Source organism: Pseudomonas brassicacearum subsp. neoaurantiaca (assembly GCF_013608025.1).
Taxonomy (GTDB): domain Bacteria; phylum Pseudomonadota; class Gammaproteobacteria; order Pseudomonadales; family Pseudomonadaceae; genus Aquipseudomonas.
In genome coordinates this window covers 597-26,082 of record NZ_VDLV01000052.1, presented here as the reverse complement: position 1 = coordinate 26,082, position 25,486 = coordinate 597, and the positions used below count along the sequence as shown (strand labels likewise).

Below are 25,486 nucleotides of genomic sequence, written 5' to 3'. Positions count from 1 at the left end.
GCCGAGGCCTGCCCAGCGTTCCAAAACCGAATGACCCAAGGACAACTGATGCCCCAACGCACGGAATACTTGCACTTCCAGCCCATCACCACGCGCTGGCACGACAACGATGTGTACGGTCACGTCAATAACGTTACCTACTACAGCTTTTTCGATACGGCAGTGAACACCTACCTGATCGAAACCGGCGGGCTGGATATCCATGAAGGAGAAGTGGTGGGATTCGTGGTGAGTTCGGCCTGCGACTACTTTGCCTCGATCGCGTTTCCGGACCGGATCGAGGTCGGCCTGCGGGTCGGCAAGCTGGGCAACAGCTCGGTGCAATACGAGCTGGCGGTGTTCAAGGAGGGTGAGGAAGAAGCCTGTGCGGCGGGGCGTTTCGTGCACGTGTTCGTGGATAGGACGTCGAATCGGCCCGTGGCGATTCCGGATCGATTACGCGCAGCGTTGGAACGGTTGGTGGCCTGAAACGAAAAATCGCAGCCTCCGGTCAGTCTCTGGGGAGAACGACCGAAGGCTGCGATCTTTTACCGGCTGGCAGGAAAGTCAGCCGTTAGTCGCGGTAGTAGCGATGATGATGCTTGCGATGGCCGTAGGCGTGGCCGCGACCCGGGTGGCCGTCACGATAGTAGCGACGATCGCCACGGCGACCTTCATAACGGTCGTCATCATCATCCTTGCCCATGTAGTTGCCCAGCGCTCCACCGGCGCCACCGCCAGCTGCGGCACCTATCAGGCTACCGGTGGTGCCGCCTACGCTGCGGCCGACCACGTTACCGCCGGCTGCGCCCAATGCGCCGCCGATCGCCGCTTCGCCGCGGCTATGTCTGTCTGCACCGACTGCGCTACCGCCCGCGCCGCCAAGGGCTGCGCCGATAGTGGAGCCGGTGTTGCCGCCCAGGGACTGGCCGACGACCGAACCCAAAACCCCGCCCAATGCGCCGCCTACACCTGCTTCGGCGGTACCGCCGGCAGACGCGACGCCACTGATCAGGCCAAGGGACAACAAGAGAATGGAGGAGAACTTCATAGAGGAGCCTCAAAGGGATGACGGCGCGATCCTGAGGCTGGCTTCGCTTGGTTACAATCGAAATCCGACGAGTAACACGACTTGTGCACAATTCTCTAAGTTATTGTTTTTAGGCTGGAACTTAACCTAATTTTGCCGGTCTTTAGCTACTTCAGACAGGCCGTTTTCCTTGGAAAACGGCCTTTTTTGTGGGCGTCTGAAAGTATGTGGGATACGTGCTACTCGAGAGTTGCCTCAGGCGGACTTGGCCAGGATCAACCCGTTTTCGCTCGCTGCTTCGAGGCGGATCGCCACGAACTTCGAGGTGGGGGTAAAGCTGTCGTCGCCAGTGCTTTCCAGCGGCACCAAAGGATTCACTTCGGGGTAATAGGCTGCGGCCTGCCCTGCGGGAATGTCGAAGGCCAACAACGTAAAGCCTTTGACCCGACGCTCACGGCCATCATCCCAAAGCGAAACGATGTCAGCTTTCTGTCCCGGCTTGAAGCCCAGGCGGATGATGTCCGCTTCGTTCACGAACAACACGTCGCGCTGGCCTTTGACGCCGCGATAACGGTCATCCAACCCATAGATCGTGGTGTTGTACTGATCGTGGGAACGCATGGATTGCAAGATCAGGTCCGGCAGTTGGCCTGTCGCGCGGGTGCGTTCATGGATCAGGTCCGTCGGCAGCCGGTTGGGCTTGAAGTTGGCCCGGCCCGAAGGGGTGTTCCAGCGACGGGCGCCGGCGCTGTTGCCCAGGTAGAAACCGCCGGGGTTCTTGAGTTTTTCGTTGAAATCCTTGAAGCCAGGAACAGTCTCCGCGATCAAATCGCGGATGCGGCTGTAGTCGGCCACGAGCCAGTTCCAATCCACTGGGCGACTGCCCAGCGTGGCGGCGGCGATACCGGCGATGATCCAGGGCTCGGAGCGCATCTGGTTCGACAGTGGCTGCAATTGCCCATTCGAGGCGTGAACCATGCTGAAGGAGTCTTCCACGGTCACGGCTTGCGAGCCTTCGGCTTGCAGGTCGATGTCGGTACGACCCAGGCATGGCAGGATCAGCGCCTCCTTCCCATGGGCCAAGTGGCTGCGATTGAGCTTGGTGCTGATCTGGACGGTCAGGTCGCAATTGCCCAAGGCCTGGAAGGTCCGGTGGCTGTCTGGCGTAGCCTGGGCAAAGTTTCCACCCAGCGCGACGAAAACTTTCGCCCGGCCTTCGGCCATGGCGTGGATCGCCTCGACCACGTTGTGGCCGTGTTCACGCGGCACCTTGAACTGGAAACGCCGCTCCAGGGTGTCGAGGAAAGCAACGGGCGGACGCTCGTTGATTCCCATGGTCCGGTCGCCCTGCACATTACTGTGGCCCCGCACCGGGCAGAGCCCCGCGCCTGGCTTGCCGATGTTGCCTCGCAGCATCATCAGGTTGGCGATTTCCTGGATCGTCGCCACCGAATGGCGGTGCTGGGTAATGCCCATTGCCCAGCACATGATCACGTTGCTGGCTTTCGCGTACATACGCGCGGATTGCTCGATCTCGGCCAGGGTCAGGCCGGATTGCTCGACGATCTGCTCCCACGAGGTGTCATCGACAACGGCCAGGTATTCCAGGACGTTGGCGCTGTGTTCGTTGAGGAACCCATGGTCGAATACCGCAGGGCCGCCACTGTTCTGCGCGTCCCGTTCCCATTGCAACAGGAATTTCGCCATGCCCCGCAATACAGCCATGTCACCGCCCAGGGCCGGGCGGAAATAGGCGGTGTTGGTCGGTTTATCACCGTTGGTGAGCATTTCCAGTGGATGCTGCGGATGCTGGAAGCGTTCCAGGCCGCGTTCTTTCAGCGGATTGATACACACCACCTGGGCGCCACGTTTGACGGCTTCACGCAGCGGTTCGAGCATCCGTGGATGGTTGGTGCCGGGGTTCTGGCCCCAGACGAAAATCGCGTCGGCATGTTCGAAATCGTCAAAAGTGACCGTGCCTTTGCCCACGCCCACGCTCTGGGACAGGGCGACGCCGCTGGCTTCATGGCACATGTTCGAGCAATCGGGAAAATTGTTGGTGCCGAAGGCGCGCACGAACAATTGATACAGGTAGGCCGCTTCGTTGCTGGCCCGGCCCGACGTGTAGAACTCCGCCTGGTTCGGGCTGGACAGTCCTTTCAAATGCTTGCTGATCAGCGCGAACGCCGCGTCCCAACTGATAGGCTTGTAGCGGTCGGTTTCGGCGTCGTAGCTCATCGGCTCCGTCAGGCGCCCCTGGTATTCAAGCCAGTAGTCGCTCTGTTCCAGCAACGACGTCACGCTGTGCTTGGCAAAAAAAGCCGCGTCGACACGACGCTTGGTCGCTTCCCAGTTCACGGCCTTGGCGCCGTTCTCACAGAACTTGACCATGCCGCTTTCCGGCGAATCACCCCAGGCGCAGCCGGGGCAGTCGAAACCGCCGTTCTGGTTGGTCTTGAGCATCATGCGGATGTTCTTCAGCGCGTTATCGCTGGTCAGCCAGGCCTGGGCAACGCTGATCAGCGCCCCCCATCCACCGGCCGGGCCCCTGTAGGGCTTGTAGCGCGGTGCGGGTTTCTGGTTGGCTTGTGGATAGTTGCTCACGCTTGTTTCTCCATCGCAGGGCTATAGACCCGCGGCGCACTTTTCTGCGGCAGGTGGATGAGGTTGAGGTTGTGTTGGCGGGCCCACTGCACGGCGAGGCCCGTGGGCGACGACAGGCTGACCAAGGTCTGGATGCCCGCACGCAAGACTTTCTGGATCAATTCGAGGCTGCAACGGCTGGTGACGATCGCCAAGCCGCCGGCTACTGGGATTTGTTGCCGGATCAACGCACCGATCAGTTTATCGAGGGCGTTGTGTCGGCCAATGTCTTCGCGGCCCAGCAGCAGTTTGCCCTGGGCATTCATGAACAATGCCGCATGGACCGCGCCGCAGTGCTGGCCCAGGGGCTGGAACTGGCTGATACGTTGACGCAGGCCATCGAGCCATGGCGCCGGAGGCAGCGGCGCCCCGGGCAACGCCTTGAGATCGGGTAGCGCCTGCTCCACGGCTTCCACGCCACACAGCCCGCAGCCACTGGTGCCGGCCATCTGGCGACGTTGCTGCTTGAGATTCCAGAAGGCGCGATTGGCAATGGTGACCTGGGCGTATTGTGCGGAACCCGCACCGCTCAGTTGCAGGTCATAGATATCGGCAGGGTCCTCGATGATGCCGCTGCCGAGGCTGAAGCCGACGATGAAATCTTCCAGATCAGTGGGCGTGACCAACATGACGGCCTGGCTGATGCCGTTATAGGCAATCGCCAACGCCACTTCCTCGGCCAGCGCGGTGCTGTCCGAGTCGGAGTGGTCCAGGTTGCAGTAGCGATAGCTCTGGCTGGCGGCTGGCGTGGAGGGTTCCACGTCAGGCGCTGGACAGACCGGAGGCTTGTCGTTCATGGGCATCACTGAAAGTAGGAATAGTGGTAAGACTAAATGCGGCAATCTGCCACGTCTAATCGCTATTACTGATCTTCCAATAGATGACGTCGATCAAGAGATGCTTGTTGATTTCTGATAGAGCGCGAAACAGGCCTCCGCCAGCGCCGAACGCGGGGCGCCGCGACGCATGATCAGGCCGAGTGGAACGAGTGACTGCGCGCCTTCGATGGGCTGGATCCGCAGGTCTTCGGCCATGTCGTGCAGGCCACCCTCCAACGGCACCACCGCGCAACACAGCCCACCGTGCACGGCCTGTAGCAGTTGATGCACGGCGTCGGTCTGCAACAACGGCTGGGGTGACAGTCCCCGACTGTGGAAGTTGTGGTCGATGGATTGGCGAAAGTGCATGCCGCTGGTGAGCATGCCCAAGGGCAATTCGACCAGCGCTTCCCAGCTCAGCGGTTGCTCATCGAAAAAGAAAAAACGTTGGTCGTAAAGCAGGCCCATGCGGGTATGGCTGAATGGCAGCGCCTCGAAACGATCGTTGTCCAGGCGTTCCAGATAGGAAATGCCCAGGTCGATGCGGTTGTTCGCCAACTGTTCGAGAATCTGCTCGGAGCTCAGGGACGACAATTCGAAACGCAGGCTGGGGTGGTCGGCGTGCAAGCGCTGCATCATCGACAGCGGATCGAAGTTTGACAGCGGCACCACGCCCAGGCGCAGCGTGCCCACCAGGTTGCCCCGGCAGGCCGCCGCTTCGGCCTGAAGCCCGTCGTAGGCGGCCAGCACCGTGCGAGCCCAGGCCAGCACCCGCTCACCGGGCGCGGTAAAACCCTCGAAGCGCTGCCCTCGGTTGACCAGTGGCAGGCCAAGCTCTTCTTCCAGGCTGCGCAAGCGCATGGACAGAGTGGGTTGGGTGATGTGGCAACGAGCGGCGGCCTGGCCGAAGTGACGGGTTTCGTCGAGCGCGATGAGAAATTTCAGCTGCTTGATGTCCATCTTCGCTCCTGGGCGCTGGAAGGTTGGGATTCTAGCGCTTGCCCGTGGCGTGGTCATTGGTCGGCTGGGCGGTGGACTCGTCTCGACTGGTCTAGCCTTCTACGTCTGGACACTTAAACCCAAGGAGCGTGCAATGAGTCTTTTCAGCTTTGTTAAAGAGGCGGGCGAGAAGCTTATCGACCTGCTGACCCCCGGTAACGCCAACGCCAGTGAGCAATTGAAGGAACACATCAACAAGGTCGGGTTGGGCAATCCGAACGTGGAGGCAACGATCGAGGGCGACAAAGTCACTGTCACCGGTGAGGTCGCAAGTCAGGAAGAAAAAGAGAAGATCCTCTTGGCCGTGGGTAACATCGAGGGCGTCGGCAGTGTCGATGACCAGATCACCGTGACCGGCCCGGTGGCAAAGGCAGCGCGTTTCGTGACCGTGAAAAAGGGCGACACCCTCAGCGCCATATCCAAGGCCGAATACGGCGACGCGAACAAGTACAACAAGATTTTCGAAGCCAACAAGCCAATGCTGAAGCACCCGGACAAGATCTATCCTGGGCAGGTGCTGCGTATCCCTGAGTAATCTTCAGACTTGCGGTGTCTTCATCGCGAGCAAGCTCGCTCCCACAGTTAACCACATGTCCCTGTGGGAGCGAGCTTGCTCGCGATGAAGGCGGTGCGGTTCAAAGTTCGGCAATCAAGTCCCGATAATCCCCGACCGCCTCAAACTCCCCCGTATCCTTCGGCCCCTTGCGGCTGTCCGGTTCGCTGACCGCCAGCAGGTGCCCGACGCCAAAGTCCCGGGCGCTGCGCAATACCGGCAGGGTGTCGTCGATGAACAGGCTGCGGGCCGGGTCGAAATCCAGGTCAGCTTGCAAGGCATCCCAAAACTGCGGGTTCTCCTTGGGGAAACCGTAGTCGTGGGAACTGATCAAGCGCTCGAAATACGGAGCCAGTTCGATCCGCTCCAGTTTCAAGGACAGCGAGTCTCGGTGGGCATTGGTGATCATCACGACCCGTTTGCCGGCCCGTTGGATCGCCTCCAGGAATGTATCGGCGTCCGGGCGCAAGGCGATCAAGTGCGCGGTTTCCAGTTTCAACTCGCGCACCGGCAGTTTCAGTTCCTCGCTCCAGAAGTCCAGGCAATACCACTGCAACTGGCCGGCGTTGCGCTCGAACAGCGGTTGCAGTTCCATTTCAGCCATCGCGCGGCTGACGCCATGCAGTTCGGCGTAGCGCTGGGGCAGGTGCTCCAGCCAGAAATGGTTGTCGTAATGCAGGTCCAACAAGGTGCCGTCCATGTCCAACAGCACCGTGTCGATCTCATGCCAGGGCAATAAAGCCATCAAACTTCTCCAGCGCTAATCAGATATCCGACACAAACAATCAGGATAGGCCGGGTATAGTAGCCCGCTATCGCCCAGGGAGCCGTTTATGCGCCAGAAACCCACCATACTCGACCGACGGATCGTCGCCACCAGCCGCCTGTTCTGCGTGGAAGAACTGCAACTGCGTTTTTCCAATGGTGTGGAGCGTACCTATGAGCGGCTGGCGAGCAAGGGCCCGGGCTACGGCGCGGTGATGATCGTGGCGATGCTCGATGCCGAGCACGCGGTGTTGGTGGAAGAATACTGCGGCGGCACCGATGCCTACGAATTGTCCCTGCCCAAAGGATTGATCGAGCCCGGGGAAGACGTGCTGGCGGCGGCTGAACGGGAGCTCAAGGAAGAGGCCGGTTTCGGCGCGCGACAACTGGAACATCTGACAGAGTTGTCGCTGTCACCCGGCTACATGAGCCAGAAAATCCAAGTGGTGTTGGCGACCGATCTGTATGAAGAACGGTTGGAGGGCGACGAGCCCGAGGCGATGCGCGTCGAGAAGGTCAACCTGGCCGAGCTCTGGGCCCTGGCGCAAAATCCACAATTCACCGAAGGCCGGGCGCTGGCGGCGCTGTACCTGGCCCGCGACCTGCTGACCCAGCGCGGAACCTACCTGCCATGAATTACCCTCATCCCTTGATCGCCCCGGTGATCGAGCTGGCACTCAAGGCCGGCGCGGCGATCCTGCCATTCTGGCGTGCCAATGTGGAAGTCGTGCAAAAGGCTGACGAATCACCCGTCACCGCCGCCGACATGGCCGCTCACGATGTCATCGTCGCTGGATTGACCGCGCTGGCACCAGATATCCCGATCCTTTCCGAAGAGGACGCCAATATCGCGCAAAGCGTGCGCGCGACCTGGAAATGCTGGTGGCTGGTGGACCCGCTGGATGGCACCAAGGAATTCATTTCCGGCAGCGAAGAGTTCACCGTCAACATCGCCTTGGTCGAAGAGGGGCGGGTGGTGTTTGGTGTGGTTTCGATGCCCACCAACGGGCGCTTTTATGTCGGCGGCGCTGGTCTGGGCGCTTGGCGTGGCGATAAAGATGCCGAGCCTTTGCCCATTGCCGTGCGTAACGAATTGGCGCCTGGAGACGCTTTCACCGTGGTCGCTAGTCGGCGCCACACCAGCCCGGAGCAGGAGCGCTTGTTGGCCGGCTTGAGTGAGAACCTTGGCGACTTGCAACTGACCAACATCGGCAGTTCGTTGAAGTTCTGCCTGCTGGCCGAAGGCGCGGCCGATTGCTATCCACGGTTGGCGCCGACGTCGCAGTGGGACACCGCCGCGGCCCAGGGTGTGCTTGAAGGCGCGGGGGGCGAAGTGCTCGACTTGAACGGCAAACCGTTCAGCTATCCGGCGCGGGAGTCGCTGTTGAATGCTTCCTTCCTGGCGTTGCCGGCGAAAGCGGCGTGGCGCGGGAAATTGTTGGAGCTTGCCCGCGCCTAGGATCAGATACCACTTGTGGCGAGGGGATTTATCCCCGCTGGGCTGCTGCCGATACACCAGTCAAAACGCGTTAGCCGCTCTTGGGGTCGCTTCGCAACCCAGCGGGGATAAATCCCCTCGCCACGGGTTTTATGCTGCTGGGATCAACGGTGCAGCACGTATTGCCCTTCGAATTGCACTGCTACGTCTTCGCTCTCCACATTCAGCACCCGCGTTTGCAGGGCCAGTCGTGCTCGTCCGTAGCGCCGGTAGGTGGCGAGGAAGCGCTTCCAGGTTTTTTCATCAGGCGCGTCGCAGATAACCGTCGCATCGCGGGTGACCGGCAGCGGATAACTGATTTGACCTTCCTGGATCACGATGTGCCCGTCTTCAATGCTCTCTTCGCGCAAGGCCAGGTGCAGCCAGCCCCAGCCGCCCAATACCGCGCCGCAGTACAGACTGCCGCCGAACATGGTGCTCTTGTGGTTGACGTTGGCTTCAAGAGGCAGGAACAGGCGCAGTCGCCGGCCCTGCCAATCGAGCACTTTCAGGCCCATGTCCCGCGTCAACGGGATGTCCCGGTGCAGAATCGATTCCAGGTAGGTGCTGTCGCGGTTCATGCTGGGCCTCTTGCTTGAAAGGGAAGATGGGCGGGCATTCAATCAGACTCTTCGGCCGGGCCATGGCTGCTATCGAAGGCCAGCCCATGCTTGCGCAGCTTGTCGTGCAGGGTCTTGCGCGGGATGCCCAATGCTTCGGCAAGGCTGCGTACCGAACTGTGTGGGCGGGCCAGCTCGGCGGCGATCAGGGTCTTTTCGAAGTTCTCCACCTGCTCGCTCAAGCCGCCGCTGACCACTTCCACCGGCGTGCCCGGATGACTTTCCGGCGCGCTGTTATCCAAGGCCAGTTCCAGGCCCAAGGCGAAACGTTCGGCGGCGTTCTGCAACTCGCGCACGTTGCCCGGCCAGCCATGGCGCAGCAGCAGCGCCCGATGGGCCGGTTGCAGCTCGTGGGGCGGCAGGCCGTGGCGGGCGCTGGCCTCGTCGGCGAAATATTGGAACAGCAACAACACGTCCTCACCTCGTTCGCGCAACGGTGGTATGCGCAGTGGCGCGACGTTCAGGCGGTAATACAAGTCGGCGCGGAACCGCCCCTGATCGGCGGCCTGGCGCAGGTCTTCCTTGGTCGCGGCAATGATGCGGATATCCAGCGGGATCTGCTGATTGCCACCCAGCCGTTCCACCACGCGTTCTTGCAGCAGGCGAAGCAACTTGACCTGTACGTCCAGGCTCATGCTTTCGATTTCATCGAGGAACAACGTGCCACCGTTGGCGAACTCGAATTTGCCGATGCGGCGTTTCTGCGCGCCGGTAAAGGCGCCGGGTTCGTGGCCGAACAATTCGCTCTCCACCACCGACTCAGCCAAGGCGCCGGCATTGATGGCCACGAATGGCCCGTTGCGCCGGCTGGAGAGGTCGTGCAGGGCGCGGGCCACCACTTCCTTGCCGGCGCCGGTTTCACCGAGGATCAGCACATCGGCGCGGGTCGCTGCCAAGGCGCCGATCTGCTCGCGCAGGCGCAACATGGGCGACGACTGGCCCACCAGCCGGGCGCTGAGTTCGTGACGGTCGCTCAGGGCCAGCCGCAGGCTGCGGTTGTCCAGGACCAGGCGGCGCAAGGCCAGGGCTCGGCGAACGCTGTCGAGCAGATGATCGCTGGCGAACGGTTTCTCCAAGAAGTCGTACGCGCCAGCGCGCATGGCCTGCACGGCGAGCGGCACGTCGCCGTGACCGGTGATCAGCAGCACCGGCAGCTCCGGATCCTGGGCGTGCAGTTGGCTTAGCAGCTCGAGGCCGTCCATGCCTGGCATGCGAATGTCGCTGACCACCACGCCCGGCCAGTCGCGGGGCAATTGCCCGGCCAGGCCATTGGCTTCGCCCAGGGGCAGGATTTTCAGGCCGGCCAGGTCGAGGGTCTGGCTCAAGGCCTGACGCAGATGGGGATCGTCGTCGATCAGCACCACCTCAATCTGGTTGTCGATGGTCATACACTACGGTCCTCGGAGGGTTGCAGGCTTACCCCGGGCGCGCCCGCGCGCAGCTTCAGGGTGATCAGGGCGCCGCCTTCCTTGTGGTTGGCGAACAGCAGCTCGCCGCCAAAGGCGCGCATCAGGGTGTCGCAGATCGCCAGCCCCAGGCCAAGCCCCTGTGTACGGGTCTTGGTGGTGTAGAACGGCTCGCCGGCGCGGCCAAGGGCTTCCATGCAAAACCCCGGGCCGTTATCGCGGATGTACAGGTTGACGCCGGTTTCGGTCGCCTGGGCACTGAGCCAGAGTTTACGTGGAGGGCCTTTTTCGGTCAGTGCATCCAAGGCGTTTGCCAAGAGATTGCCGAGCACCTGGCGCAAGCGCGTTTCGCCGGCCTCGACCCACAGTGTGGCGGCCGGCAGATCGCGTATCAGTTCCACTTCCATACTGCGCCGCCGCTTGGCGAGCAATGCCAAGGCATCGTCCAGCGCGGGTTGCAGGGCGACACTTTCTGGCGCGTGGCGGTCGCGACGGGCGAAGGCGCGCAAGTGGGCAATGATCGACGCCATGCGCCCGGTCAGTTCGTTGATCAGCCTGAGGTTGCCACGGGCGTCTTCGGTACGCTGGTGGTCGAGCAATATCTCGGCGTTTTCGGCATAGCTGCGAATCGCCGCCAATGGCTGGTTGAGTTCGTGGCTGATGCTGGCCGACATGGTGCCAAGTGCCGACAGCTTGCCGGCCTGGACCAAATCATCCTGAGCCCGGACCAGTTCCTGTTGGGCGTGCTCGCGTTCCAGAACCTCCTGCTTGAGGCGCCGATTGAGGCCTTCCAGGTCGCTGGTGCGTTCCGCGACCCGGCCTTCAAGTTCGTGGCGCGCCTTGGCCTCGAAGGCGATGCGGTCCAGATAATGGCGCCTACGCTGCATCATCAGGCCGAGCAACAGCATCAAGACCAGAAGCGCTGCGCCGCCGATGATCACCACCGTGCGCACCGGGCGATCGATCAGGGTGCGCGGGGCGAGGATGCTGACGCTCCAGCCTGTTTCTTCAATGGTCTGGGTCTGGGGCAGCCAGGCGCTGGCGTCGAGGTTCAGCGGCTTGGGGTCGCGTGTCGGGTAGGGTTGTATCGCGCTGATCGCCTTGCTTTCCGCATCGCTCAGGGGGCGGGTCGAGCGGAAACGCCACTCCTGGCGTGAGGTGAGGATGACCACGCCGTTGGGGTCGGTCACCAGCAGTTGTTCCGGGGTTTTGCCCCAGAGGCTTTCGGTGTGGTCCAGGTCAACCTTGACCACCAACACGCCGATGACTTTCTCACGATCGTGGACTGCTGCGGCAAAGAAATAACCGCGCTTGCCCGACGTGGTGCCCAGGCCGAAGAAGCGTCCCAGGCGCCCGGCCATGGCTTCGATGTAGTATGGGCGAAAGGCAAAGTTGCGGCCGACGAAGCTGTCATGTTTGTCCCAGTTCGACGCCGCCAGGGTCTTGCCCGTGGTGTCCATCAGGTACATGACTTCGGCGCCGGTCTGAGCGCTGATGTTTTTCAGCAGCCGGTTGGCGTTGCCCTGGGTGACACCATCGTCCGGTGCCGACAGGGCCGCGCGCAGGGCCGGCAATTCACCGAGAATCTGCGGCAGCACTTCGTAGCGATGCAGGGTGCCCAGCAGGTTCGCGACGTAGAGATCAAGTGTCTGGCGGTTCTGTCCGGCCAGTTCGCTGCGGTAATACCGCTCGGCCAGATGCTCCAGCGGCCACAGCAAAGGCGCCAGGCACAATGCGAGCAAGGCCAGGCTGCGCCAACGGGGTCTGCGGGGGAGGGAGGAATTCATGAGCAGGATGCGCCTGTGGTTACAGACGCATTATGCCTAGGCTTGTCCGGCAAGGCACTGTTGCAAAGCGCTTCGCCAGTCTGGCTGGCTCACGCCCCACTCCCGCAACAGGCGCGTGCAGTCGAGCCGTGAATTCAGCGGACGCGGCGCCGGCGTCGGGTACTCGCTGGAAGGGATTGGCTCAAGCACGGCGCAAGGTTTGTGCTGCTCCACCAGGTGTTCACCGATGGCTTGGGCGAAGCCGAACCATGACGTCTGGCCCTGGGCCGTCAGATGATAGGTGCCCCAGGCACCGCACTGTCTGGCCTGCCAATGCTCGATCAATGATGCGGTGCTGTCGGCAATGGTGCCAGCCCAGGTTGGGGCGCCGATCTGATCGGCCACCACCCGCAGGTGAGGTTTTTCCTGGAGCAGGCGCTGCATGGTCAGCAGGAAGTTACGCCCCGCATTGGAATACACCCAACTGGTGCGCAGGATCAGATGTTGCCCGCCAGCCTCGCGGATGGCCTCTTCGCCCGCCAGTTTGCTGCGACCGTAGACACTCAGGGGGTTGGGCGCATCGTCTTCGGTATAGGGCTCGGGCTTGCGGCCGTCGAAGACATAGTCAGTGGAGTAATGAAACAGTGGAACGCCCAGCTCAAGCGCCGCCCGCGCGAGCACGCCCGGTGCCGTGGCGTTGATCGCAAACGCCCGCTGCGCTTCACTTTCTGCCTGGTCGACGGCGGTGTGGGCGGCGGCATTGATGATCAGGTCGGGCCGCAATGCATCGATGGGCGCGCGAATGTGATCCGTACGCGCCATGTCGAGCTGGTTGCTGCCCAGCACGATCAGTTCGCCCATGGCGGCGAGGCGCGTTTGCAGCGCCTGGGAGAGCTGACCGTTCTGGCCGATGATCAGAATGCGCAATGAAGAATTCATGGGAACAGGTCGGCCTCGCGAAGGGCGCTGCCGGCCTGATCCTTGGCCGACAGGATCGGCGCGTCCTGCAGTTCCCAGTCAATCGCCAGTTCCGGATCGTCCCAGCGAATGCAGCGTTCGGCTGAAGGCGCGTAGTAATCGGTGGTCTTGTAGAGAAAATCGGCTGACTCGCTCAGCACCACGAATCCATGGGCGAATCCTGGTGGAATCCACAACTGCCGATGGTTCTGTCCCGACAGGTGTACGCTTGTCCACTGGCCGAAAGTCGGTGAGCTGCGGCGAATGTCCACCGCAACGTCCAAGACCTCGCCTGCGGTGACGCGTACCAGTTTTCCCTGGGATTGTTCGATCTGGTAATGCAGGCCGCGCAGCACGCCCTTGGCGGAACGCGAATGATTGTCCTGGACGAACTGCACCACGCGGCCAGTGGCTTCGGCGAACGCCTGGGCATTGAAGCTTTCATAGAAAAAACCGCGTTCGTCGCCGAAGACCTTCGGCTCGATGATCAGCACGTCCGGCAGGCGGGTGGCGATGACGTTCAATGTGTCTCTCCAGCGATCTTGAACAGGTACTGGCCGTAACCGGTCTTGCCGAAATATTGGGCGCGCGCAAGAACATGCTCTCGACTGACCCAACCCTGTTGATAAGCGATTTCTTCCAGGCAAGCGACCTTCAAGCCCTGTCGATGCTCAATGGTCTGCACGTATTGCGAGGCTTCCAGCAGGCTGTCATGGGTACCGGTATCCAGCCAGGCAAAACCACGTCCAAATCGCTCGACGTGCAAATCCCCGCGATGAAGATACGCGTTATTGACGTCGGTAATCTCCAGTTCGCCTCGTTTGGACGGCTTGATAGTCTTGGCGATCCGTATCACATCGTTGTCGTAGAAATACAGGCCAGTCACCGCATAGCTGGACTTGGGCCTCGCGGGCTTTTCTTCGATGGACACGGCGCGGCCTTCAGGGTCGAAGTCGATCACGCCGAAACGCTCGGGGTCCTTGACCCAATAACCGAACACTGTCGCACCGCGCTCTCGATTGACGGCGGTCTGCAACTGCTCGCCGAAATGCTGGCCGTGAAAGATGTTGTCGCCGAGGATCAAGCACACCGGGTCGCTGCCAATGAATTGCTCGCCAATCAGGAATGCCTGGGCCAAGCCGTCGGGGGCGGGCTGTTCGGCGTAGCTGAAATGCACGCCGAACTGAGAACCGTCGCCGAGCAGGTTGCGATATTGCGGCAAGTCCAGTGGGGTGGAGATGATCAGGATTTCCTTGATGCCAGCGAGCATCAGCACCGAGATCGGATAATAAATCATCGGTTTGTCATAGATCGGTAGCAGTTGTTTCGAAACCCCGAGGGTAATCGGGTGCAGCCGCGTACCGGAACCGCCGGCCAGAACAATGCCTTTCATCATGCAATCGTATCCTTGTTGTCGAGCGAGCCCAGGCGCTCGCCCTGATAACTGCCGTCCTGGACGCGCCGGCACCACAGCAGGTTTTCGAGGTACCACTGCACGGTCTTGCGCAGTCCGGTCTCGAAGGTTTCCGATGGTGTCCAGCCGAGCTCCCGTTCGATCTTGCCGGCATCGATGGCGTAGCGCAGGTCGTGGCCGGGACGATCCTTGACGAAGGTGATCAGGTCGGCGTAGTGCTCGACGCCCTCAGGCTTGTGCGGCGCCAGTTCTTCAAGCAGTGCACAAATGTTGCGCACCACGTCGATGTTCTTTTGTTCGTTGTGGCCGCCGATGTTGTAGGTCTCACCGACCACCCCTTCGGTGACGACTTTGAGCAGCGCCCGCGCATGGTCCTCGACGAACAGCCAGTCGCGCACTTGCAGGCCGTCGCCATACACCGGCAGCGGTTTACCGGCCAGGGCGTTGAGGATCACCAGCGGAATCAGCTTTTCGGGGAAGTGAAAGGGACCGTAGTTGTTCGAGCAGTTGGTCAGCAGCACGGGCAAGCCATACGTACGCTGCCAGGCCCGGACCAGATGGTCGGACGCGGCCTTGCTGGCCGAATACGGCGAGCTTGGGGCGTAGGCGGTGGTTTCGGTGAACAAATCATCCACACCGTGCAGGTCGCCATACACTTCGTCGGTGGAAATGTGGTGGAAGCGAAACGCTCGTTTTTGCGGCTCGCCGAGGGTTTGCCAGTAGGCGCGGGTGGCTTCCAGCAGGCTGTAGGTGCCGACGATATTGGTCTGGATGAAATCCGCCGGACCGTCGATGGAGCGGTCCACATGGGATTCTGCGGCCAGGTGCATGATGGCGTCAGGTTTGAATCGCGCCAGCACCGCGCTGATCGTCGGTTGGTCGATGATGTCCGCCTGCACGAACTCGTAGCGGCTATCGTGATCGATGCTGCTCAGCGACTCCAGGTTGCCAGCGTAGGTCAGTTTGTCGAGGTTCAGGACCTGATGATCAGTATGGCCAATCAAATGACGTATTAAAGCCGAGCCGATGAAGCCGGCACCGCCGGTAATGAGAATGCGCATCCGGTTAAGCCTTTTTCGATAAGACGATACAGCGATGGAGCATAGCTTGTCGGCATGACGAAGAGGGTGCAAGCGGATATCCGCAAGAAGCACGTGGTCGACAGAGCAAATAAAGAGGGGGGTTGCTAATCCCCCGACTCAATGGCGTGATAGGCATCCAAAACAAAACCACACAGGGGTCGTTGTATGCCGCTCGCCACGTTGGTTCACCGTGCCAGTTTGCCAAGCCCACAGATCAGCGCCGAAGAGGCGTTGGTGCTGTTGCGCTCGAATTACGGACTCAGCGGCGACCTGCGACCCCTCGGCAGCCATCAGGACCTCAACTACCGCGTCGATAGCGAGCGCGGCCGGTTCGTGTTGAAGATCTGCCATGGCGACTACGCCATCCAGGAACTCCAGGCCCAGCATGCTGCGCTCAAGCAACTGGCGGGGCATAGCACGGTGAAAGTACCGCGCGTAATAGAGGCATCGAACGGCCAGGATCTGCTGACGCTCGACGTTGCCGGACAAACGGTCCATGTACGCCTGCTGGAATACATCGACGGCCAATCCCTCACTCAACTCAAGCACCTGACACCCGACCTTGTAACAGGGTTGGGACGGCTGTGCGCGGAGATGAACCTGGCCCTTGCCTCCTTCGACCATCCGGGCCTGGAACGCACCCTCCAATGGGACGCACGCCATGCCCCGGCCTTGGTCGACCATCTGCTGCCCGTGATCCAGGATAATCATCGGCGCCAGTTGATCGCCGACATCGCGCAACAGGCCGAACGGCGCTTGCTGCCACTCAAGGCCAGCCTGCCAATACAGGCGATCCACATGGACATCACGGATGACAACGTGGTCTGGCAGCGCGACGGCCAGCGCCAGTGGCAGATGCAGGGCGTGATTGATTTTGGCGATTTGATCCGCACCTGGCGTGTCACCGACCTGTCGGTGACCTGCGCGGCCCTGCTGCACCATGCCGATGGCGATCCGTTTTTCATCCTGCCCGCGATCAAGGCCTATCACTCGACCAATCCGTTGCTGCGCGAAGAACTCCTGGCGCTCTGGCCGTTGATCGTGGCCCGCGCCGCTGTGCTGGTACTCAGCGGCGAACAACAAGTCGCGATCGACCCGGACAACCGATACTCACGTGACAATCTTGAACATGAGTGGGAAATCTTCAACGTCGCCCGTTCCGTGCCGCTTGAGCTGATGGAGACGGCGATTCTCACTGCTGCCGGCCATAGCCTGCCGCCCGTTGCCAACGAGGGCTTCGCGCCGCTGTCGCCGACGCTGGTGGGACGCGACTTTGCCTTGATCGATCTTGGCGTCCTCAGCCCGCATTTCGAGGCCGGCAACTGGGAGCAGGCGGGGATCGACCAGCGTCTGCTGAGCGAGGCCGCTGCCGTGCACGGCCTGGCGGCCAGCCGTTACGGCCAGTACCGGTTGTCCCGCACCCAGCCGGACAGCGCCATCGAGCCCGATACTTATCCGCTGCACGTCGAATTGCATGTGCCGCAAGGCACGCCGTTGGAGTCGCCTTTCGCTGGCGTGGTGCACACCGGTGTAGATGGCTTGCTGCGGCTCGACGGCCCGCAGTTGAGCGTGTGCCTGTGGGGCGTGGCATCGTCGTTGCTGTCCGGGGCCGCGTTGGTCAAGGGGCAGGTGATCGGCGAAGTGGCAGGGCCGTTGCGGGTCCAACTGTGCCGGGGCGCGCACTTGAACCCTCCACTGTTCTGCTCGCCCTCGCGGGCGCAAGCGTGGCAGGCGCTCTGCCCGTCGCCTGCGGCCTTGCTGGGGCTGGCGTGTGATGCCGAGCCGGAAATCGATCCCGAGGCGCTGCTGGCTCGTCGCGATGCGAGTTTTGCCCGTTCACAGAAGCACTACTACGTCGATCCACCGCGCATTGAGCGCGGCTGGCGCAACCACCTGATCGACATGCAGGGTCGCTCATACCTCGACATGCTCAACAACGTCGCGGTGCTGGGGCACGGCCATCCGCGCATGGCGGCGGTGGCGGCCAGGCAGTGGTCGCTGCTCAACACCAACTCGCGTTTTCACTACGCAGCGATCGCCGAGTTTTCCGAGCGCTTGTTGGCGCTGGCGCCGTCGAACATGGACCGCGTGTTCCTGGTCAACAGCGGCACCGAGGCCAACGACCTGGCGATCCGCCTGGCCTGGGCCTACAGCGGCGGGCGCGACATGCTCAGTGTGCTGGAGGCGTACCACGGTTGGTCGGTGGCGGCAGACGCGGTCTCGACGTCCATCGCCGACAACCCCAAGGCCCTCAGCAGTCGTCCGGACTGGGTGCACCCGGTAGCCGCGCCAAACACTTATCGCGGTGAGTTCCGTGGGCCCGACAGTGCGCCGGACTACGTGCGCAGCGTCGAACACAACCTAGCGAAAATCGACGAGCAGAAACGCCAGCTCGCCGGCTTCATCTGCGAGCCGGTCTACGGCAACGCCGGCGGCATCGCGCTGCCGCCGGGCTACTTGAAGCAGGTGTACGCGATGGTGCGCGAGCGCGGTGGCGTCTGCATCGCCGACGAAGTGCAGGTCGGTTACGGGCGCATGGGCGAATTCTTCTGGGGCTTCGAAGAGCAAGGCGTGGTGCCGGACATCATCACCATGGCCAAGGGCATGGGCAACGGCCAACCGTTGGGTGCGGTCATTACCCGCCGGGAGATCGCCGAGGCGCTGGAAGCCGAAGGGTATTTCTTCTCGTCTGCCGGCGGCAGTCCGGTCAGCTGCCAGATCGGCATGGCCGTGCTGGATGTCATGGAGGAAGAAAACCTCTGGGAAAACGCCCGGGTGGTCGGCGGACATTTCAAAGCCCGCCTGGAAGCCTTGATCGACCAATACCCGTTGGTCGGAGCGGTGCATGGTTCGGGCTTCTACCTGGGCGTGGAGCTGATCCGCAACCGCGACACCCTGGAGCCGGCCACCGAAGAAACCACGGCGCTGTGCAATCGCTTGAGGGAGCTGGGCATTTTCATGCAACCGACCGGTGATTACTTGAACGTTCTCAAGATCAAGCCGCCGATGGTCACCAGCCGTCAGAGCGTGGATTTCTTCGTCGATATGCTGGCGAAGGTATTGGAGGAGGGGTTATAGCCAATCTGACACGCCACGCTGTTCCCCTGTGGGAGCGAGCTTGCTCGCGATGACGGTTCAAGGCCGATAGTGATTTGGTTGGCCTACCGCTATCGCGAGCAAGCTCGCTCCCACAGGTCTTTCGGTGCTCTTAAAATCGATTTTTGTCGGTATTTTAAGTCTTGATTATAGGGTTTTTGATTTTATTTCCTTTAAAAGCCGATTTTTATCGGCTATAAAGACGCCTCTGTCCATCGCCCAGGAGATGATTCATGAGTCGTATCGTTACCGTAGCCGCTACTCAAATGGCCTGTTCCTGGGATCTCGAAGCCAATATCGAGACCGCCGAGAAGCTGGTTCGCCAGGCGGCTGCCCAAGGCGCGCAGGTTATCCTGATCCAGGAATTGTTCGAGACGCCGTACTTCTGCCAGAAGCCGAACCCGGACTACTTGCAATTGGCGACTCCGGTTGACGACAACGTTGCCATCAAGCATTTCCAGAAAATCGCCGAAGAGCTGCAAGTGGTGTTGCCCATCAGTTTCTTTGAACTGGCCGGCCGCGCGCGCTTCAACAGTATTGCGATCATCGATGCCGACGGGCGGAACCTGGGCGTCTACCGCAAGAGCCACATTCCGGACGGTCCTGGCTACCATGAAAAGTACTACTTCAATCCTGGCGATACCGGTTTCAAAGTGTGGAATACCCGCTACGCAAAAATTGGCGTAGGCATCTGTTGGGACCAGTGGTTTCCGGAATGCGCCCGCAGCATGGCGCTGCAGGGCGCGGAAATCCTGCTGTACCCGACCGCCATCGGCAGTGAGCCGCACGACAAGACCATCTCGTCGCGTGACCACTGGCAACGCGTTCAACAAGGCCATGCGGGCGCCAACCTGATGCCGCTGGTGGCGAGCAATCGCATCGGCAATGAAGAGCAGGATGGCTACGACATCACATTCTACGGCTCGTCGTTCATCGCCAATCAGTTCGGTGAAAAAGTCCAGGAACTGAACGAAACCGAAGAAGGTGTGCTAGTACACAGCTTCGACCTCGACGAGCTGGAACACATTCGCAGTGCCTGGGGCACTTTCCGTGATCGGCGGCCGAACCTGTACGGCGCGATCAAAACCCTCGACGGCTCATTGGAGTCCTGATTGATGACAACTTTGTACAGCACTCCGCGCGCGGACGGTTTCCACATGCCTGCCGAGTGGGCGACCCAGAGCCAGGTCTGGATGATCTGGCCCGAGCGCCCGGACAACTGGCGCCTGGGCGGCAAGCCCGCGCAGGCCGCCCATGTTGCGGTCGCCAAGGCGATTGCTCGTTTCGAACCGGTGACCGTGGCAGTGTCCGCCGCGCAGTATGAAAACGCCCGGGCGCGCCTCGATGTGCCGAATATCCGCCTGGTGGAAATGTCCAGTGATGACGCCTGGGTCCGCGATACCGGCCCTACGTTCGTGATCAATGACAACGGCGAAGTACGCGGCGTCGATTGGGATTTCAATGCCTGGGGTGGTTTCGATGGAGGCCTGTATTCGCCGTGGAACCGCGATTCGCAAGTGGCGGGCAAGATTCTTGAAATCGAGCGCAGCCCGCGTTACCGCACTGAAGGTTTCGTGCTGGAAGGCGGCTCGATCCATGTCGACGGTGAAGGCACCGTTATCACCACCGAGGAATGCCTGCTCAACCGCAATCGCAACCCGCACATGAGCCGCGAACAGATCGAAGCCGTGCTTGGCGACCAACTGGCTGTGGATAAAGTCATCTGGCTGCCGGACGGATTGTTCAATGACGAAACCGACGGCCATGTGGATAACTTCTGCTGCTACGTGCGCCCGGGTGAAGTGTTGCTCGCCTGGACCGACGACCCGCAGGACCCGAACTACGCGCGTTGCCAAGCGGCCATGAATGTCCTGCAAAACAGCACCGACGCCAAGGGCCGCCCGTTCACGGTGCATAAAATGCCGATCCCCGGGCCGTTGTACGCCACCGAGGAAGAATGTGCTGGCGTGGACGCGGTAGAAGGTTCCCAGGAGCGCAACCCAAGCGTGCGACTGGCGGGCTCCTATGTGAACTTCCTGATCGTCAACGGCGGCATCATCGCGCCGAGTTTCGACGACCCGCTGGACGCCACTGCCAAGGAGATTTTGCAGAAGCTGTTTCCGCAGCATGAAGTCATCATGGTGCCGGGACGGGAACTGTTACTGGGGGGCGGGAATATTCATTGCCTTACCCAACAACAACCGGCGCCGCGCATGAAATGAGTGGCTATGTAACAGCCTGGTGATGTCCATCGCAGCGGCCTGGCGCCGCTGTTTTTGGATCCAAGCAGAGCAAGCCCGCGCCCCGATTGGAGCGCGGGCTTTTTTGTGTCTGGCTTGTTGCCGACGTGACGACATTGGCATAGCTCTTGTATCGGCATCCTCGCAGTTCTGAAGAGAGCAACTGCGTTGTTTTGTCATAAACCTTGGATAAATTGGCCGCTCATCAACCAGGAGGGCGCTGGAATGAACATGATAAGCGAGCACACATGCCATCCTTTGGCCGTTAATGGTGAGTCGCTTCAAGCCGTGGCGCAGTGGTTGAAGTCCAATGGAACGCGTCAGATCAGGGAGCCTGATCCGCGTCGGACGATCATGGAACGCTACCCCGCTGGCCTGTTCAGCGAGGCGGAAATGGAAGCGTTGTGGGATGTGATGCAAGGATAGAAATTCAACGGATTGATAAAGGCGCTGCCCGCAAGGGCGGCGTTTTTTTATGCCTGTGGATTTCCCACAGATTCGACCGATCCACGAAACAGACTGAACACTATTCCGGCGTTTTTCCGCGCGGTCCTCCAAGGCTAACCTGCCGCTACAGAAACCAAAGCCCCGGCGGAAGTCTTCATGACCCAACTTCACTATATCTATGATCCCCTGTGCGGCTGGTGCTACGGCGCCAAGCCGCTGATCCAGGCCGCCAGGACAGTATTGCCAGTTATTGCCCATGGCGGCGGCATGATGACCGGCGCTAATCGCCAGAAAGTCTCCGCCCAGTTGCGCAATTACGTGATGCCCCATGACCGGAGAATCGCTGAATACACCGGGCAGCCGTTTGGCGAGGCTTATTTCGAGGGGCTTTTGCGGGACGAGGAGGCGGTCTTCGACTCGGCGCCTCCGACTGCGGCGGTTCTTGCGGCTGAACAGCTCGAGGGCCGAGGCCTGGCGTTGTTGGAGCGCTTGCAAACGGCCCATTACGTTGAAGGCCGGCGAATTGCTGACGAAACGGTGCTGTTGGAATTGGCCAACTCCATTGGCTTCGAGGCCGAGGCATTCCGGCGTTCATTCATCGAAGTCGATGTGCAAGCGCATTTCGTTGCAAGCCGGGCCTTGTTGGCCAAGGTTGGCGGGCAGGGTTTCCCGACACTCGCCTTGGAGCGGGACGGCCGGCTGACGCTGATCGATATCGGTCCCTGGCTGGGCAAGCCCGAGGCGTTCGCCCAATGGCTGAAGCAAGCCATGCCATCTCACTAATCTGCACCCACAGTGGTCTGTGGCCTGGACGGCTGTTCAAACTGATCTGTTCTTAGACGTTTTTCGCCTAATTACAGATGATTCACGAAATTGACACAGGGTTCATGGCGCGACTAGGATTCGTCCACGCCTGTGGCCAACAGCCATGACTCTTAAATAATAAAAGGGCCCGACACGATCATCGTGGGCGGGCCTTTTCATTATTTTCAGGAGCAAGAGTCCGAATAAAGAGCGCAAAAGCGCCATTCCGGTTGCCGGTTGCAGTGCGAATCAACCCGTACAAGGAAAATAATCATGTTGAACAAGCGCATCAGTTTGATCGCACTGGGGATCTTGAGCACCACACAAGCCATGGCCAATGACCAGGCCGAGTCCAAGGGCTTCGTTGAAGACAGCAGCTTGAAAGTGCTGTTGCGCAACGCCTATATCAATCGCGACTACAAGGACGGCAACAAGGACAAGGCCGAATGGGGCCAATCAGCCATCGGTACGTTCTCGTCCGGCTTCACCCAAGGCACGGTGGGCGTGGGTGTGGATGCATTCGGCTTGTATGCGTTGCGTCTGGACGGCGGCAAAGGACGTACCGGTGCGCAAGGCATCGATTTCTTCAAGAAAGGCGACAGCGGCAACGCGGCCGATGACCTGTCCAAGTTCGGTGCCGCGGTGAAGTTCCGCGTCTCCAACACCGTACTGGCCTACGGCGACCAGATGCCGGCCTTGCCCGTATTAAGTTATGACAACGGGCGCCTGCTGCCGGAAAGCTACACCGGCACACTGATCACCTCCAAGGAAATCAAAGGGCTCGAACTGAACGCCGGTCGTTTCACCGCCGAGTCGCGTAAAAGCGCCGAAGGCCGTGACAGCGGTGGCTTGAAGTCGATCAACGTACTGGGCGGCAGCTACCAGTTCACCGAACAGTTCAAGGCTTCGCTCTACGCCTCGGACGTCGAGGACGTGCTGAAGAAACAATACGTGAACGCCAACTACGTATTCCCGCTGGCCAAGGACCAATCCCTGACCCTGGACTTCAACGGCTATCGCACCAAGCTGGATAACAGCTACGTGCGGGAAAACAACGTCACCGGCGACGACAACAAGATCTGGAGCCTGGCGGCCACCTTCGCCACCGGTCCGCACAGCTTCACCCTTGCCCACCAGCGCAGCACCGGCGACAGCAACCTCGGCTACGCCTACGGTGGTTACCAGCGGGATCAGAATCGTGTCGGCGATGGCGGCAATACCATCTACCTGGCCAACTCCTACTGGTCGGACTTCAACGCCGAAGACGAACGCAGCTGGCAGTTGGGCTACGGCCTGGACTTCACCACCTTCGGCGTCCCGGGCCTGACCTATAACGTGGCTTACGTGCGCGGCGACAACATCACCACCTCCACCAGCGAGGGCGGCACCGAGCGCGAAATCTTCAACCAGTTCAAATACGTGGTCCAGGGCGGCCCGGCCAAGGACCTGAGCGTGCGGTTGCGCAGTTCGGTATTGCGTGTGTCGCAGAAGTCCAGTGAGTACAACGTCAGCGGTAATGAGCTGCGGGTGTTTGTGGATTATCCGATTAATGTTTTTTGATGGGTGATGGGGTTTAAAAACCTTATATAAACCCCGGCCTAGCTATTGGTCGGGGTTTTTTGTCGCGCGAGCTGCTGTTGTTGGGGGAGGCGGCGATATTTCTGCTATAGAAATTTAACTCCTTTCTGTCAAGCGAACATGTTTCGAACGAAAAATTTATTGGGGCTTCCAGAAGTTAAGGCCTTCCATGTGTCGTTCGATATCGTCCATATCATCTGTGCCTAGAGTTGTATCAAATCCTTCGCTGATAATTCTTCGAACTTTAGCGAGTTTCTGTGTTACTTTTTCATTATCAATAAACTCTGTGGTGGCGCGGTGGTATTCTTCAGTTGACTTGTCGCTGTAATAGCTGCCCATCTTGTGTAGTGATATCAAAATAAACTCGATTTCAGCTAGGGCTTCAAGTGCAGATTCTCCGGGGATAATGATTTTCCTATTCTGTTCTAACATTATTTTCTCCGTTTAAAGGTTGGGTTTTCCAACTTTAGATTTCCCTTGATAGTCAGCTCCATCGTGCCATATCTTGGGTTTTTTACCCATTCAAGTTTAGACTCAGGCACATCTGTTTCAATGTAATCCCTACCACGGCCTCTTCCGATTTGATACTTATCTTCAGCATCAAACGCGCTTAGTGGCTTCCTATTCGCAGGCTCGACATAAACTCTGTTGTTATCCTGAGCTTGGATGACTCCTTGCTGCTCAATACCCGTTGAACCTTTTCTGTTGGTGTAATGACGAACTCGAGCTGTCTTTTCTGCTTGGACTGTAGGAGCAGGAGCGTCCGGTTCACCTTGTTTTACCCTTGTCTTATCTTCCGGTTTTTCAACATCACCTGAAGACTTAGTTTTGTTTCCCGGGAGTTCACAATTCAACCCCAACGGATCCACCCACCCCGTCGGGTTGGGCACGTACCGGTAGGCATTCAACCCACCTGCCAGCTTTATCGGATCAGCCGTCAGATACCGCCCCGTCTCCGGATTGTAGTACCGGTGCCGGTTGTAATGCAGACCGCTTTCCCGGTCGTGATATTGGCCTTGGAAGCGCAGCGGTTGTTCCAGGCGCTTGCCGTCGCCGTGGCGCAGTTCGGTGAGTTTGCCGTAGCCGTTGTAGCGCGCGGCCCAGACGATTTCGCCTTGGTGGCTGGTCAGTTCCTGGGGCGTGCCGAGGTGGTCGTTGTGGTAGTGGAACGGCGTGGCGTTGTCCGGGCCTTCGCCTTCGAGCAGGGCCAATGGACGGAAGGTGCCGGGTTCGTAGACGTAGCTTTGGTAATGGCGGTCGCTGCTTTCGGCGATGACTTGATCGCCTTGCCAGATAAATTCCGTGGTCTGGCCGGCCACGGTCTTTTCGATGCGTCGGCCGAAGGCGTCGTAGCGGTAGGACGTTTCGTTGCCGTCGGGGGTGGTGACGCCGATGAGGCGATGTTGGCTGTCGTAGCGGTAGTGCGTGACGAGGCATTGGGCTTTGCCGCGGCGTTCGCGGATGAGGTTGCCGTAGGCGTCGTAGTCGTAGTGACGGTTGCCCTCCATGAGCAGGCGGTTGGCCTTGAGGGTGGTCGGGCCGGGGCGGTCTTGCAGCAAGAGGTTGCCGGCCGGGTCGTGGGCGAAGCGTTCGGGGCCTTGGCTGTGGGCATGGTCGATGCGGACCAGGCGATCTTGCGCGTCGTATTGGTAGCTGCGGCGGTTTCGATTGTCAGAAAGGGCGGCGAGGTTGCCGTTGGCGCTGTAGGAGTAATCGCGCCAGAACAATTGGTGCTGCTGGGTCTGCCACACGGTCTGGGCCTTGAGGCGACCCTGTTCGTCGTAGCGGTAGTCGCTGAGCAGCAGGCCTTGC

Annotated in this window: 24 protein-coding genes; 10 read left to right on the top strand and 14 right to left on the bottom strand. The window is 60.3% G+C overall.

Features of this window, described 5'->3' with window-relative positions; translation table 11 throughout:
* Positions 1–48: 48 nt before the first annotated feature.
* The gene (locus FHK92_RS23540; RefSeq protein WP_181290232.1) at positions 49–468 is read left to right on the top strand and encodes an acyl-CoA thioesterase; all 420 of its coding nucleotides are present in this window, start codon (positions 49–51) and stop codon (positions 466–468) included.
* Between the two features lie 85 nt (positions 469–553).
* On the opposite strand, the gene FHK92_RS23535 is transcribed toward FHK92_RS23540, so the two are convergent.
* From FHK92_RS23535 to FHK92_RS23520, 4 genes are all read right to left on the bottom strand, one after another.
* Positions 554–1,030 (bottom strand): glycine zipper domain-containing protein, encoded by a 477-nt coding sequence (locus FHK92_RS23535; protein WP_181290231.1) that lies wholly within the window; start codon positions 1,028–1,030, stop codon positions 554–556.
* A gap of 234 nt (positions 1,031–1,264) precedes the next feature.
* Positions 1,265–3,613 (bottom strand): FdhF/YdeP family oxidoreductase, encoded by a 2,349-nt coding sequence (locus tag FHK92_RS23530; protein WP_181290230.1) that lies wholly within the window; start codon positions 3,611–3,613, stop codon positions 1,265–1,267.
* Positions 3,610–4,449 (bottom strand): formate dehydrogenase accessory sulfurtransferase FdhD, encoded by an 840-nt coding sequence (gene fdhD, locus FHK92_RS23525; RefSeq protein ID WP_181290229.1) that lies wholly within the window; start codon positions 4,447–4,449, stop codon positions 3,610–3,612. The genes FHK92_RS23530 and fdhD overlap by 4 nt, the downstream gene beginning before the upstream one ends.
* A gap of 93 nt (positions 4,450–4,542) precedes the next feature.
* Positions 4,543–5,430 carry a LysR family transcriptional regulator gene (locus tag FHK92_RS23520; protein ID WP_030141536.1) on the bottom strand — a complete coding sequence of 296 codons (888 nt, stop codon included), beginning with the start codon at positions 5,428–5,430 and terminating at the stop codon, positions 4,543–4,545.
* A 133-nt stretch (positions 5,431–5,563) separates the two neighbouring features.
* Between FHK92_RS23520 and lysM the strand changes: the two genes are divergently transcribed.
* Positions 5,564–6,004, top strand: coding sequence for a peptidoglycan-binding protein LysM (lysM, locus tag FHK92_RS23515; RefSeq protein WP_181290228.1), 441 nt, complete (start codon positions 5,564–5,566; stop codon positions 6,002–6,004).
* Between the two features lie 100 nt (positions 6,005–6,104).
* On the opposite strand, the gene yrfG is transcribed toward lysM, so the two are convergent.
* Positions 6,105–6,767, bottom strand: a complete 663-nt coding sequence (gene yrfG, locus FHK92_RS23510) for a GMP/IMP nucleotidase (protein WP_181290227.1) — start codon at positions 6,765–6,767, stop codon at positions 6,105–6,107.
* Between the two features lie 88 nt (positions 6,768–6,855).
* Here yrfG and nudE point away from each other — a divergent pair, with 88 nt between their 5' ends.
* Together nudE and cysQ are read left to right on the top strand one after the other, a co-directional pair.
* Positions 6,856–7,422 carry an ADP compounds hydrolase NudE gene (gene nudE, locus FHK92_RS23505; RefSeq protein ID WP_181290226.1) on the top strand — a complete coding sequence of 189 codons (567 nt, stop codon included), beginning with the start codon at positions 6,856–6,858 and terminating at the stop codon, positions 7,420–7,422.
* Positions 7,419–8,246 carry a 3'(2'),5'-bisphosphate nucleotidase CysQ gene (gene cysQ / locus FHK92_RS23500; RefSeq protein ID WP_181290225.1) on the top strand — a complete coding sequence of 276 codons (828 nt, stop codon included), beginning with the start codon at positions 7,419–7,421 and terminating at the stop codon, positions 8,244–8,246. The genes nudE and cysQ overlap by 4 nt, the downstream gene beginning before the upstream one ends.
* Positions 8,247–8,389: 143 nt before the next feature.
* Here the strand turns inward: cysQ and FHK92_RS23495 are convergent, their stop codons facing one another.
* The 7 genes from FHK92_RS23495 to rfbB are packed head-to-tail and all read right to left on the bottom strand — an operon-like array spanning position 8,390 to position 15,488.
* Positions 8,390–8,845 (bottom strand): YiiD C-terminal domain-containing protein, encoded by a 456-nt coding sequence (locus FHK92_RS23495; protein ID WP_181290224.1) that lies wholly within the window; start codon positions 8,843–8,845, stop codon positions 8,390–8,392.
* Positions 8,846–8,883: 38 nt separating this feature from the next.
* Positions 8,884–10,272 (bottom strand): sigma-54-dependent transcriptional regulator, encoded by a 1,389-nt coding sequence (locus FHK92_RS23490; protein ID WP_181290223.1) that lies wholly within the window; start codon positions 10,270–10,272, stop codon positions 8,884–8,886.
* Entirely contained in the window at positions 10,269–12,077 is a 1,809-nt protein-coding gene (locus FHK92_RS23485) for a sensor histidine kinase (protein ID WP_181290222.1), read from the bottom strand. The genes FHK92_RS23490 and FHK92_RS23485 overlap by 4 nt, the downstream gene beginning before the upstream one ends.
* A gap of 36 nt (positions 12,078–12,113) precedes the next feature.
* Positions 12,114–12,995: a dTDP-4-dehydrorhamnose reductase gene (rfbD, locus tag FHK92_RS23480; protein ID WP_181290221.1), complete on the bottom strand. Its 882-nt coding sequence runs from the start codon at positions 12,993–12,995 to the stop codon at positions 12,114–12,116.
* Entirely contained in the window at positions 12,992–13,537 is a 546-nt protein-coding gene (rfbC, locus tag FHK92_RS23475; protein ID WP_181290220.1) for a dTDP-4-dehydrorhamnose 3,5-epimerase, read from the bottom strand. The genes rfbD and rfbC overlap by 4 nt, the downstream gene beginning before the upstream one ends.
* A complete protein-coding gene (gene rfbA / locus FHK92_RS23470) occupies positions 13,534–14,409 on the bottom strand; it encodes a glucose-1-phosphate thymidylyltransferase RfbA (protein ID WP_181290219.1) in 876 nt (291 codons plus the stop codon). The genes rfbC and rfbA overlap by 4 nt, the downstream gene beginning before the upstream one ends.
* The gene (gene rfbB / locus FHK92_RS23465) at positions 14,406–15,488 is read right to left on the bottom strand and encodes a dTDP-glucose 4,6-dehydratase (protein ID WP_181290218.1); all 1,083 of its coding nucleotides are present in this window, start codon (positions 15,486–15,488) and stop codon (positions 14,406–14,408) included. The genes rfbA and rfbB overlap by 4 nt, the downstream gene beginning before the upstream one ends.
* Before the next feature lie 186 nt (positions 15,489–15,674).
* On the opposite strand from rfbB, the gene FHK92_RS23460 reads away from it, so the two are divergent.
* The 6 genes from FHK92_RS23460 (at position 15,675) to FHK92_RS23435 (ending at position 23,656) form a co-directional block, all read left to right on the top strand.
* A complete protein-coding gene (locus FHK92_RS23460; RefSeq protein WP_181290217.1) occupies positions 15,675–18,587 on the top strand; it encodes an aminotransferase in 2,913 nt (970 codons plus the stop codon).
* A gap of 251 nt (positions 18,588–18,838) precedes the next feature.
* Positions 18,839–19,717, top strand: a complete 879-nt coding sequence (gene aguB / locus FHK92_RS23455) for an N-carbamoylputrescine amidase (RefSeq protein ID WP_181290216.1) — start codon at positions 18,839–18,841, stop codon at positions 19,715–19,717.
* Positions 19,718–19,720: 3 nt separating this feature from the next.
* Complete coding sequence (gene aguA, locus FHK92_RS23450) at positions 19,721–20,827, top strand: agmatine deiminase (RefSeq protein WP_181290215.1); 1,107 nt, start codon at positions 19,721–19,723, stop codon at positions 20,825–20,827.
* A gap of 243 nt (positions 20,828–21,070) precedes the next feature.
* Complete coding sequence (locus tag FHK92_RS23445) at positions 21,071–21,271, top strand: hypothetical protein (RefSeq protein WP_181290214.1); 201 nt, start codon at positions 21,071–21,073, stop codon at positions 21,269–21,271.
* 177 nt (positions 21,272–21,448) lie between these two features.
* Positions 21,449–22,075 (top strand): DsbA family protein, encoded by a 627-nt coding sequence (locus FHK92_RS23440; protein WP_181290213.1) that lies wholly within the window; start codon positions 21,449–21,451, stop codon positions 22,073–22,075.
* 294 nt (positions 22,076–22,369) lie between these two features.
* Positions 22,370–23,656: an OprD family porin gene (locus FHK92_RS23435; RefSeq protein ID WP_181290212.1), complete on the top strand. Its 1,287-nt coding sequence runs from the start codon at positions 22,370–22,372 to the stop codon at positions 23,654–23,656.
* A 156-nt stretch (positions 23,657–23,812) separates the two neighbouring features.
* Here FHK92_RS23435 and FHK92_RS23430 read toward each other — a convergent pair whose 3' ends face one another.
* Both FHK92_RS23430 and FHK92_RS23425 read right to left on the bottom strand, forming a co-directional pair.
* Entirely contained in the window at positions 23,813–24,106 is a 294-nt protein-coding gene (locus tag FHK92_RS23430; protein ID WP_181290211.1) for a hypothetical protein, read from the bottom strand.
* Positions 24,106–25,486, bottom strand: a 1,381-nt coding sequence (locus FHK92_RS23425) for an RHS repeat-associated core domain-containing protein (RefSeq protein WP_258232727.1), incomplete at its 5' end; no start/stop codon positions are given. The genes FHK92_RS23430 and FHK92_RS23425, both read right to left, overlap by 1 nt.